The 12,827-nt window shown below is 37.8% G+C and carries 10 protein-coding genes and 1 riboswitch; all 10 genes read right to left on the reverse strand.

The window, feature by feature from the left end; genetic code table 11:
• Positions 1 to 138 precede the first annotated feature (138 nt).
• Positions 139 to 954 carry an ABC transporter ATP-binding protein gene (locus ACGHIY_RS08185; protein ID WP_024061594.1) on the reverse strand — a complete coding sequence of 272 codons (816 nt, stop codon included), beginning with the start codon at positions 952 to 954 and terminating at the stop codon, positions 139 to 141.
• On the reverse strand, positions 947 to 1,744 hold the full coding sequence (locus tag ACGHIY_RS08190; protein WP_270278928.1) for an ABC transporter ATP-binding protein: 798 nt from the start codon (positions 1,742 to 1,744) through the stop codon (positions 947 to 949). Before ACGHIY_RS08190 ends, ACGHIY_RS08185 begins: the two co-directional genes overlap by 8 nt.
• Positions 1,745 to 1,756: 12 nt before the next feature.
• A complete protein-coding gene (locus ACGHIY_RS08195) occupies positions 1,757 to 3,325 on the reverse strand; it encodes an ABC transporter substrate-binding protein (protein WP_128114506.1) in 1,569 nt (522 codons plus the stop codon).
• 153 nt (positions 3,326 to 3,478) lie between these two features.
• On the reverse strand, positions 3,479 to 4,300 hold the full coding sequence (nikC, locus tag ACGHIY_RS08200) for a nickel transporter permease (protein ID WP_390525464.1): 822 nt from the start codon (positions 4,298 to 4,300) through the stop codon (positions 3,479 to 3,481).
• Complete coding sequence (gene nikB / locus ACGHIY_RS08205; protein ID WP_004697516.1) at positions 4,300 to 5,238, reverse strand: nickel ABC transporter permease; 939 nt, start codon at positions 5,236 to 5,238, stop codon at positions 4,300 to 4,302. Before nikB ends, nikC begins: the two co-directional genes overlap by 1 nt.
• A gap of 143 nt (positions 5,239 to 5,381) precedes the next feature.
• Positions 5,382 to 5,569, reverse strand: a riboswitch (cobalamin riboswitch).
• Between the two features lie 403 nt (positions 5,570 to 5,972).
• A complete protein-coding gene (potE, locus tag ACGHIY_RS08210) occupies positions 5,973 to 7,304 on the reverse strand; it encodes a putrescine-ornithine antiporter (protein ID WP_004697529.1) in 1,332 nt (443 codons plus the stop codon).
• 589 nt (positions 7,305 to 7,893) lie between these two features.
• Positions 7,894 to 9,321: an argininosuccinate lyase gene (gene argH / locus ACGHIY_RS08215; RefSeq protein ID WP_390525465.1), complete on the reverse strand. Its 1,428-nt coding sequence runs from the start codon at positions 9,319 to 9,321 to the stop codon at positions 7,894 to 7,896.
• On the reverse strand, positions 9,321 to 10,532 hold the full coding sequence (locus ACGHIY_RS08220) for an argininosuccinate synthase (RefSeq protein ID WP_004697508.1): 1,212 nt from the start codon (positions 10,530 to 10,532) through the stop codon (positions 9,321 to 9,323). Before ACGHIY_RS08220 ends, argH begins: the two co-directional genes overlap by 1 nt.
• A gap of 342 nt (positions 10,533 to 10,874) precedes the next feature.
• Positions 10,875 to 11,576 carry a hypothetical protein gene (locus tag ACGHIY_RS08225; protein ID WP_390525466.1) on the reverse strand — a complete coding sequence of 234 codons (702 nt, stop codon included), beginning with the start codon at positions 11,574 to 11,576 and terminating at the stop codon, positions 10,875 to 10,877.
• A 123-nt stretch (positions 11,577 to 11,699) separates the two neighbouring features.
• Entirely contained in the window at positions 11,700 to 12,506 is an 807-nt protein-coding gene (locus ACGHIY_RS08230) for a transglycosylase domain-containing protein (protein WP_390525467.1), read from the reverse strand.
• Between the last annotated feature and the right edge of the window lie 321 nt (positions 12,507 to 12,827).

Raw genomic sequence — 12,827 nt, forward strand, 5'->3', positions numbered from 1 at the left:
ATTAAAAAATTTCATATCTTAACTATACATAAAAAAATAGCAGTTAGTCTTGAAACTAACTGCTATTTTAAGTTTACCTATCCGCTCTAAGCCTCTACGTTTCAAAGCTATACTTTTAAAAGTTTTAAAACAAGCTCTCTAAGCTTCTAATGCAGCCTCATCCAAGGTAAGTGGCTTATGATCTTGACCAATTTCAAAGATGGAGCTCAATAAAACCTTTGTATATGGATGTTTTGCATCCGCCAAGTGGAAAGCATCTAGTTCTTCAACGATAGCACCTTTGTACATTACGACCACCTTGTGGCACATCGTACGAATAAAGGCAATATCATGAGCAATAAATAGGTATGTTAAATTTTTCTTTTTTTGTAAACGCGCCAAAAGGTACGCAATGGAGTCTTGTACGGATACATCTAGAGCACTAGTAGCCTCGTCTAATACGAGGATTTCAGGCTCTAAAACGATAGCACGAGCAATGGCAACACGTTGGCGTTGACCACCAGACATTTCATGAGGATAACGATGCATAAACTCACGTGGTAAATCTACCATTTCCAAATAGTCACCTGCGATTTGCTCTTCCTTTCCCTTTTCAAGAAGACCAAAATTATAGAGTGGCTCAAGGATGATATCTTTGACCTTCATACGTGGATTAAAAGCTGCAGATGGATCTTGAAATACCATTTGAATCTTTTTACGATATTCTTTCGTTTGTTCAGAGTTCATATGTTGAATCTCTACACCATCTACATAAATCTCGCCTTCCGTAATAGGAAGCATCTTCATGATCATACGAACCAATGTTGTTTTCCCAGAGCCAGATTCACCTACAATACCAAGGGACTGACCTTTTTCGAGAGTTATATTAATATCCTTACATGCTTCGAGCTCACCACCAGTAGGAAGTGGGAATCGTTTATATACATTCTTAATTTCTACTGCATAATTAGTCAATGTAACGACCTCCTCCCAATGTTGGTACAGCATCTTTTAATTGTTTCGTATATTCATTAGATGGATTTTCCAAAATATCTTGTGGTGTACCAGCATCTACAACGCGGCCTTTTTTCATAACAATAATATAGTCAGACATATACGCTGCTACACCAAGATTATGCGTTACCATAACGATTGCAGAATTATGCTCTTTGGCTAGTTCAAGCATTTGCATAACCACTTGAGATTGTGTTGTTACGTCTAGTGCAGATGTCGGTTCGTCACCAATGAGTAATGCTGGATCTAAGGCTAACGCCATAGCAATACCTACACGTTGACGTTGACCACCAGACAACTCATGAGGATAACGGCGAAGCATATCCGCACAGTTAGGAAGTGATACAGACTCTAACAACTCAATTGCGCGACGATCACATTCATCATTAGTGATTTCAATATGAGACCTAAACAATTCTCTAAATTGTTTACCAATACGAACAATTGGATCTAATGCACTACCACTATCTTGGAAGATCATCGCCATATCTTTACCACGTATGGCTCTCCATTCTGACTTGGATAGAGTACGAAGGTCGTGACCGTTAAAGATCATTGTACCGTCTGTAACCTCGCCACCTACAGGTAATAAGCCCATGAGGGCCCGGATCACAGTAGTTTTACCGGATCCGGACTCGCCTACGATGGTTAATACCTTACCGCGTTCCAAGGTAAAGTTCACATCCATAACAGCAGGCACACCTTGGTACGCTATGTTAAGGTTTTCTACAGTTAGTATGTTTTCTGCCATTATAGCTCCTCATTATTTTGTAATTTTGCTAGTAATCCAGTAGTAATCACTTGGGTACATTACAGCACCTTTCAAGTAAGAACCAGTAACGATATTAGTTTTAGGATAACCTAAGAATAATGCAGCGCCATCATTCATCAACAATTGTTGAATTTGGATTGCATAGTCACGACGTTTTGCTGGGTCGAATTCAGTTTCAGCTGCATCTAACAATTGGTCAACTTGTGGATTGGAGTAACCAGAACCATTTTGAGGGTTAGAACCATTGTTATTTGTATGCCAGTAGTTAGCCAAGAACCAGATTGGGTCACCTGTATTAGCAGTTACAATGTTGGAGATAAGCATATCATAGTCGCCTTCTTGACCCATTTTATCGATCAAGTTATAGTCAACTGTTTTGATTTTCATGTCGATACCAACTTTTTTGAGGTCTGCTTGAACAGCTTCTGCATAAAGTGGTAATTCTGCACGAGAATTATATACTACGAAGTTGAATGTTAATGGTTTGCCATCTTTATCAAGGATGCCATCGCCATCTGTATCTTTCCAGCCATCTTCTGCTAACAATTGTTTAGCGCGTTCAGGATTATATGTATTTGGATCTTTCAAGTCTTTGAAACCATAGTCCATGGATGGTGGAATTGGAGCGGAACCAGGAATGAATGTACCTTTTAACAATACATCAGCATAGTTTTTACGATCTGTTGCAGAGATTACAGCAGCGCGTACTTTATCGTCCCCAAGAATACCTTTTTGATTAATACGTGCCAATACTACACGAAGAGATGCAATTTCATCTACTTTGAATTTGTCATTGCCTTGGAACAAACCAATTTCACCAGGGCCGATGTTAACAGCCATATCTACGTCACCAGATTGTAAGCTCAAAGCACGCGTATTAGGGTCGTCAATAGAAGGAATTTCTACAGTTTTAAAAGGTACTGTACCATCCCAGTAGTTTTCGTTCGCAACCATTTCAGCACGTTCTTTAGTAAAGGATTTAACTACATATGGGCCTGTACCGATAGGGCCTTCCTTCGCAAAGTTACGGCCATCTTTTTCAGCTTGGACGTCAACGATTAGGAACAATGGATCCGCTAAAAGACCAGGCATATTAGGATATTCTTTTGTTGTATGAATAACTAATTGTTGACCATTAGCTTCCATAGAGTCATATTCGAAGAATGTTTTCGCACGATTAGACTTTGCAAAAGCACGTTCAATAGATGCCTTTACAGCTGCTGCATCAACTTTTTTACCATTGGAGAATTTCACCTTATCATTGATTGTGAAAGTCCATGTTTTATGGTCTGGAGATACCTCCCATTTAGACGCAATCCATGGTTGAGGTTTCATTTGCTCGTCAAATTTAGCCAATGTTTCACCTACGCCATAACGCATTACAACCCATGCGAAGAAGTTTTCTGTAGGTTCTAATGTGGATGCGAAGTTAGTAACGCCTACTTTTAATACATCTTTGTTAGCAGCACCATTATTATCAGACCCACACCCTGCGATGAAGGAACCCATCATTACAATGCTAAGACCTGCTAAAAGAGCCTTTTTCCAAGATTTTTTCATTTAAAATCTCCTTTTACAACTACATGCAAAACATAAAAACATTTAACATCATCACTATCTAAAATAGTTGTGATGGAAAAAACATAATTTCCTACCATTCATAATGAAACTTTCACTAGATGAAAGTTCAAATTTATGAAGATAAAAACAATTTTATCCTTGATTTTTAGGATCCACTACATCTCGTAAGGAGTCAGACCAAAGATTAAAAATAGATACTACAATTAAAATCGACATACCAGGGAATGCCATAAGCCATGGACTCGTTTGCAAGTACTGGCGGCCTTCATTAAGCATAAGGCCCCATTCAGGTGTTGGTGGCTGTGCACCGAAACCAAGGAAAGAAAGTCCTGCTACCTCAATCATGATAGCCCCAATATCAAGTGCACCTGTAGTAACAACAAGAGGCATAATATTAGGAATAATATGCCGTCTTAAGATAGTTGCTGTAGATGCCCCCATCATAACCGCAGCCGTTACATATTCTTCACCACGTACTTTTAATGTCATAGAACGTACTAGACGAGCATATTTTGCCCAACCTACAACAGATAAGGCTAAAATCGTATTTACAATGCTACCACCTAGAATACCAGCAATAGCAATAGCCAATACGATACCAGGGAATGATAACATGATGTCTGCTAAACGCATAAGAACCATTTCAACTTTACCGCCAAAATAGCCTGCTATAGCACCGATGATAGTACCAATGCTCACCATGATAACGACGATGGATACGCCCATGAACAAGGATAATTGAGTACCATAAATGATACGAGATAATACATCACGTCCTAATTTATCTGTACCAAACCAATGTTGGCTGCTTGGTGCTTGCAATGCCTGACTTATATTTGAGGTGAAAGCATCACCCGGTGCAAGCCAGGGTGCAAAGATAGCGATGAGAACAATGATAATCATCAACCCACTATAGAAAGAGAACAATTTATGTTTTTGAATAAATTCTGCCATTATGCTCTCTCCCTTTTCAATCTAGGGTCTAATAAGATATATGATGCATCAACCAATGCGTTAATACACATATATGCTAAAGCAACCCACAACACAAAACCTTCAATCAATGGATAATCGCGCATAGTAATAGCATAAATTGCCATATTCCCAAGTCCCGGCCAAGAGAATACCATTTCTACGACTGCCACACCACCTAGTAACCAACCAATAACAACACCAAGAATAGTGATGAGTGGTAACACCGCATTAGGTAAAATATGACCGAATAAAATTTTTATCTCACTAACACCGCGAGCACGAGCGCCAATAACATAATCCTTTTGCATTTCCTCAAGGATAACTAGCCGCACTTGACGCATGTATTTAGACCCAACAACAACTGCCAAAGTAATAGCGGGCAAAATAACACCAGACGCAGTCACTCGAGAGGATGCAATCGGTACAAGGCCCAATTTAAGACCGAAGATGTAAATCAGTACAAGACCTAACCAGAACGTAGGCATAGATACGCCTACGAAGGATAGAAATCTCAACACATAATCAACCCATTTGTTACGATTTAAGGCGCTTATAATACCTGCAGGCAATGCATAGAGCAGCGTAAATACTAAAGCCGTACCCGCTAACATTAATGTACCTGGTAAAGCCTCCAACATACGATCTACTACTGGTTTTTTAGCAGAATAACTCATCCCTAAATCACCTTGTGCGGCATTGACGACCCAGTTTGCATACTGTACTACAAATGGTTTATCTAACCCAAGCTGAGCTCGAGTTTCATCGATAAGCTCCTGAGATACGATAGTATCTGCCGTTTCAAGTAACATCGTTACTGGGTCACCTGGTGCTAAATAGGTGAGACAAAATGTCAAAAATGTGATGCCAAACAAGGTAACAATAAATTGCCCCAATTGTTTGACAAAGCGTTTGCCCATAGGCGCCTCCTAAACTCTCTAAACACTAACAACAATTCAAATGACAAACTAATGGTACTAGCTTTTTATATAGCGATGAAGCTTAAAGGCTAGGGAACGAAAAAAGGTTAGTTGCCCGACTAACCCAAATTAAGCACAGCATATGCATACCATGCCTTTAGAGCAGGCTTTCTGACTCTGATTCATCGCAACATTTCGGCCTTCCCAGTTTCCCAGTGACCCTATAATGAAACCTTGCTCCTCATTACAGCTATTTGCATAGTATGGGTTTTTCACCCATTTTCCTCTTTTACGCTCGGTAAATACCGACACTCACTAGTTCATTCATTTTTATCGATTATAAATATACTATATTAACACTCTATTTACAATACATATACCCCTTATGGGTATATGTATTTCGCATATTTTCAATATAATTTTTATACTGATAAAAAATATTGATTAATGATTAAATTCACAATCCTGCATAAAATTATATAAATTAACTTATATAAATAATTTTTTATTATATTTACTGTATATGACGGTATATATATTAATTTTAATAATAATAAAGCAATGTAAAAACTTTATTATAAAATCTTTTTATACACAGCAAAAATTTGATTAATAATAATACTCTTTATATTTTTTCATATCTAGCTCGCATTAATTATAAGTCTAATGCATGATTATGATAAAAAAGAGGCTATTACCAAGTAATAGCCTCTAATAAGACGAGATGTATTCAGTTAATCAATACTTTGTTGTAAGCGGTGTGCTCTGCGTGTATCCCACGCTTTACGCAAAACATAGATCACCAAGCCTATGCTTACTGCCACTGCGCTACCTACCATAGCATCAAAGCCACATGCGTAGATTGCATATAGGCAGTAAAGAACGCCTATACCGAACAAGTAATTAGAGCGTTTAATACGACTTTCAGCTACGCCAGCCATACGCATCATTGTAGGTACTGCCAAGATGCACAATACATACGGTACTACGTTAGTTACAACCGCTAAGTTTACTAGGATTTCAAACTGCTCACGCAAGGATTCGCTTGCAGTGAATAAAGTAAGTAATGTTTCAACAGCGAGTAAAATCAATACACCACGAACAGGAGCATCTTTGCTATTTACACGAGCGAATATTTTAGGGAAGTAACCATGTTCTGCTGCACTTTTGAAGACGCGAGACAATGTGAATTGCCAGCAAAGCAAAGCGCCAAAGCAAGAAATAACCATAGCAGCCATAACGATGTTTGCAATTGTATCATTGAACATGTATACGAATGTCAAACCGAATGGTGCGTTAGAATTTAATAAATCAACGTTAGGCACAATACCTGCCATAACGTTTGTGGACAAGATATAAACCACTGCCACTGCTAATGTACCCGCCACAGTTGCGATAGGTACGTTTTTCTTTGGATTCTCAACAGCATCAGCATTAGCCGCTGCGGACTCAAATCCTAGGAATCCCCATAAAGTTAGGGAAATAGATTGTTTTACCGCATCATAAAGCGGAAGATCATTTGGGTTCCATGCCGCCCAATAGATAGATGGATCAAACCAATACCAGCCGATTGTACCGATTAATAAAACCGGAACAATAGAGCCCCAAATAGTCATATTGCTGAGTCGACCTGTGAAACGATTCCCTCTGAAGTTTAGAATCGCTGCAAACCACAAGAGCACAATTGTTACTTGACTTGTTTGTGTCGCATTGAGGTCAACACCAAAGAAAGCTGCGCCATAACCTACGGCAGATACCGCGATGGCGATATTAGCAATGATGAGAGATATGCTGTAAGCATAGCTCGCCATAAAATGTCCAGTTTTACCGAAGCGATGTTCTGCATAACCGCCCATGCCCCCTTGTTTTTGGGAGAACATACCCGCTTGAGCAAAAATATACGCTAGTAAAAGCGCACCCACAGCTGTCACGAGCCAAGATAAAACTGAAATAGTACCAACTTGAGCCAAATTAGTTGGTAACATAATGATCCCAGCTCCTAGCATATTGGCTGCTACCATTGTGGTTAGCTGGAATACAGACATTTTTTTAGCGGTGGTTTTCATGTATCAATCCCCTTTCACTAAGGTGAATTTTTTCTCGTCCATAATTCACTTAAAATATATATACCGCTAAGTAAATTCAGTTCGTGCTGTGATGGGCTTGAATGTGAATTTACCGTTTTTATTCTTATTACGAGTTAAATAATAACACCTATGAAACCAAAATAAAAGTACTTTATTGGCGGACAAGGCATATTACACGAATTGAATAAATCATAGGTAATTTATCATCAAAATCGAACAGAACTCATTTTAATCGTAGCAAAGTATATTTTTACCCCATTTTATTCTGTGTATAGATGTAATTTTTCCTATCTATCACGGTTATAGTGTCCTAGTACAAGACTATTATTCTCTCACAGTCCACTATATATGTACATGTAAATACATCATTTTAATAGTGGATTATCAATTAGAATTTTGGGCTTTATAGGTATCGTCTAGCTTTTAAATAAAAAATCGATATACATATAAGTATAATGGGCAATATTAGACCCTTAATGAAATCCTTATATGTATATCGATCTTATTTTTCCAGATTTTATTGATAACTATTCTTTATTTTTATCTACTACTTATTCCGCACTAAGCTCTACTCTTCTACAGATTCAACGATTTCTTTCCATTCAGCAATTTGCTTTTCCTCAGCAGCGATAATGATTTTACCATTATTACGTTGTCGTTCCACACATTCTGGAGCCGTACCAGAATAGTTATTACGACCTGCAACACAAGCTTCGATGGAGATAGCGTCAAGAATATCTGCATCAAAATGGTTGGAAATAGCTTTGAAGTCCTCTACGGATAGATCAAGGAGTACACAACCTTTTTCGATGCAATGATGCACCGCATTACCTACGATTTCATGGGCTTCACGGAATGGAACACCTTTCTTCGCAAGATAATCCGCCATATCTGTAGCATTGGAGAAGTCGTCATCCAAGACTGCTTTCATATGAGCCCCATTGACCTTCATACCACGAATCATAGCCGCATTAATGGACAATGCGAAGTGTACTGTATCAATAGCATCGAAGATACCTTCTTTATCCTCTTGCATATCCTTGTTGTATGTAAGAGGCAAGCCTTTCAAAGTTGTTAAAAGGCCTAACAAATGACCATAGGTACGGCCTGTTTTACCACGAACCAGCTCGCAAACGTCAGGATTTTTCTTTTGCGGCATAATACTAGAGCCCGTGCAGTGAGCATCATCAAGTTCAATAAAATTGAACTCATTGGTAGACCACAAGATCAACTCTTCGCTAAGACGACTCAAATGCATCATTACTAGAGATGCAAAGGACAAGAATTCAACTACGTAGTCACGGTCAGATACGGCGTCCATACTATTTTCGTAAATACGAGAAAAGCCCAAAAGCTTTTGCGTATATGTTTGATCAATGCCGTATGTAGAACCAGCTAATGCGCCGGCCCCAAGTGGCATGATGTCAGCATGTTTGAATACCATCAACAAACGATCAAAATCACGTTCCAACATAGAGAAATAGGCCATCATATGATGCCCAAACAATACAGGTTGAGCCCGTTGTAAATGCGTATAGCCAGGCATGATAACATCACTATACTTTTCAGCTGTTTCGATGAGAGCCTTCTGCATATCTACGATGAGTTCACCCATTTCCACAACAGCTTTACGCACGTACATGTGCAAGTCTACTGCACATTGGTCATTACGGCTGCGGCCTGTATGCAAACGACCACCAGCTTCACCGATATCATCAGTAAGGCGTTTTTCAATATTCATATGAATATCTTCAAGAGCCACGGAGAACGGGAACTCTCCTTTATCAATCTGATCTTTAATCTTCGTTAAACCTGCTAAAATAGCATCTCGATCTGCGTCGGAGATAATATGTTGTTTTGCCAGCATAGTCGCATGAGCCTTGCTGCCTGCAATATCTTCGGCGTACATCCGCGCATCAAAAGCGATAGAGGATGTAAAATCCTCTACCGCTTTATCAGTGCCTTTTGTGAAACGCCCGCCCCACAATTTAGCCATTATTTACCTGCTTTCTCTTTCATCAATGCATTAATTTTGAGAGGTAAACCGAACAAGTTGATGAAACCTTCTGCATCAGATTGATCGTATACATCATCTTCTTCGAATGTTACGAAATCTTCGCTGTACAAGGAATATGGAGAAGTACTACCTGCAGAAATGATATTTCCTTTGTACAATTTAAGTTTTACTTCACCTGTTACAGTTTTTTGAGTTTCGTCAACAAACGCTTGTAACGCGTTCATCAATGGTGCGAACCACATGCCATCATATACGAGTTCAGCGTATTTGTTAGCAATGAGTTCTTTGTAGTGGTATGTAGCTCTGTCGAGGCATAGGTATTCAAGTTCTCTATGAGCATACATGATGATAGAGCCACCTGGGTTTTCATAAACGCCACGGGATTTCATGCCTACCAATCTATTTTCGACGATATCTACAACGCCTACACCATAGTGTGCACCGATTTCGTTGAGTTTTTCTAATATTTGTAATGGAGTACCTTCTTGACCATCTACAGCTACAGGTACACCTTCTTTGAAGGAGACAGTTACATAACCAGCTTCATCTGGAGCTTGTTCAGGTGTATGTGTTACCAAGTACACATCATCTTTAGGTGCATTTGCTGGATTTTCAAGATCGCCGCCTTCATGGGACAAATGCCATACGTTTTGGTCCATAGAATATGGATGAGATTTTGTAGCTACAACTGGAATATCGTGTTTAGCAGCATATTCCATGCAATCTGTTCTAGATTTCAAATCCCATTCTCTCCAAGGAGCGATGATTTTCATGTTAGGAGCTAATGCTTTGATAGTCAACTCAAAACGAACTTGGTCATTACCTTTACCAGTCGCACCATGAGCGATTGCATCAGCGCCTTCTTTTTTGGCAATATCTACAAGAATTTTACCAATTAAAGGTCTCGCGAAGGATGTACCTAATAAATATTTACCTTCATAGATTGCACCAGCTTTTACAGTAGGCCATACATAATCTTTTACAAACTCTTCCTTAGCGTCAACGATGTACGCTTTAGATGCGCCAGATTTGATCGCTTTTTTCTCAACTGCATCATAATCTTCAGGTTGGCCCAAATCTACACACACAGCAATGACTTCAGCGCCATAATTTTCTTTCAACCAAGGAATGATAACAGAAGTATCTAAACCACCAGAATATGCGAGTACTACTTTATTTGCTTTACCCATGATAACACCTCATAAACCACTATCTATTTAGACTCATATAATCAATACAGTATCAGATAATTGTGAAAGCACCGTGGTATCTTCTATCACCAACAGGCATTTTCTCCTTCTGACAAAAAATAGTATACACCTGTATAATTATAAATGCAAGTATTATTTTTATACAATTAAATAATACTTTTCGGAACGTAACTATTCGAGAGTAATAAAACTACAAAATTTTAAACTAACATATGTTATAGCTCTTTTTGTGTTACTAATTATTAATACCTGTAAATCATTTATTGGTTCAAGCAAATCATTATTTATATAGTTTTAATTTCCACTTTAAAATATGTGGTCTTAAATTAGATCAATAGGCGAAAATTGGTAATCTAAAGCTATCTTATAATCATCAGTTGTATCAAGGGGTTCTTTTAAAGTCTCAATGATAAAAGACTTTATTTCACCTATAATCGAGTAAAGCTCATTTTGTTCTTCATTAATAATAGCTTCAATGCGAACGTCTAAATCATAAGATCTAGAAATTTTATAATTACCTGTAGAGTAATCTACATTTCTAAATAACTCCAATATATTCATCTTAGATATTGCTGTATCAAAAGCATTTATAGCATTTAGAATATTATGTTTCGCCATTACATTTACACTGACAATGGTCTGATTACAAATATGTGGAATTGTATCAACAATATATTCTTCTCTAACAGTAGCTCGCAACGATTCATCAGCCATTATTAACTCTCTATCCAAGGCTTTATCCCAAAAGCAATGTCTTACAGCCATACAATCATGTTCATCATCATAATAAACTATCCAGTTTTCAATTTTATTAGCATCAGCTTGTTCGATGTAAAAGATTTCACGAGCATAGGAATCTACATCAAGTAATTCAGACTTATAATCTACTCCTCCAGGGCCTCTTAAATAATAGAATATAAAATTCTCCAGCCTAAGCATGGCAAACTTAATAATAGGTTTTGCACCTATATAGATAGAAGAAAAGTTACCCTTTTCATAGCGCTTTAATACAACATTATCCAATATCTACGCTCCTTATGCTCCAAATTCTCTCTAAAAAATCATCTTAATAACACAAATGTATCAAAAAAATCTCTATTAGCCAATTATTAATCAGCCAACAGAGATTCTAAAATAGTAATTTAATTATTCTTCAACGAGTTCCAGCTCTTGTTCGTACGCATAGTCTGCCTCGGCTTGTGTAATCATGCCTTGGTCTACCATTTGTTCGAGCACCAGCTTTTGTCGAGCCTTTGCGCCTTCATAGTTCGTATAAGGATCTAAATAGGACGGTGCATTGGGTAATGCTGCAAGCATAGCGCTTTGCCCCAATGTTAATCGGCTAGGACTCGTTCCAAAGTAGCCATGAGCAGCTTCATAGATACCGTAATAATTATGACCATAATATACGGTATTCAAGTACATGGTAAGGATTTCTTCCTTAGAGTAGTAATGTTCCATTTCACTAGCGAGGATGGCCTCTTCCACCTTACGACTCATGATGCGTTTCGAGGAAAGGAACAGATTTTTTACGAGTTGTTGCGTAATAGTACTACCGCCTTCTAGCGTTTCACCTGCTATGGCATTCGTGTACAAGGCGCGAATAATACCGAGTACATCAATAGCTCCATGTTTATAATACCGCTTATCTTCAATAGCAATTAGTGCATTTTTTGTATACTCAGGAATAACATCCCCTTTCACCCAATGCTCTTTTGAAACACGTTGATTAAGAGCTATCTGTACTTTATCTCTAAATGTAAATAGTCGTATAATCCGATCCGTACGACTAAGCGTGTCTTCACTTTGTTCTATTTGTTTTTCAACAATTGTATGAGCTTTACTCTCACGATTTGTCCCTTGAAAGCTATGGTATCCATCATATATAAACATGGCCAAGATCATAACCAACACGAATACCACTAAATTTCGAAGGTAGCGAAATACTTTCATTTCTTTCACCTATCTCTTAAAGGTCTGTAGTATAAACACCTATGGATTTAGTTATAATCTAGCCATCTCTACAATACCTTATATACATATACAATTATAAAGTGTATCAAATGTATTGTATCACATCAATCAAGAAGAAGATATGTAGTGCACTTGTTTTTTACCACTGCTCATACTACAAATAATTTTAATATATCTTACAATAGTACGGAAAAAAATATATCTATATATACATCTGTATATACCGATTAATGCATATTAGTTATACTTATTAAGTTGTATTAAAAACTTTAAATAGAGTATAATGTATGAGATGATAAA

The organism is Veillonella parvula (genome assembly GCF_042850485.1).
Lineage (GTDB): Bacteria > Bacillota > Negativicutes > Veillonellales > Veillonellaceae > Veillonella > Veillonella parvula_Q.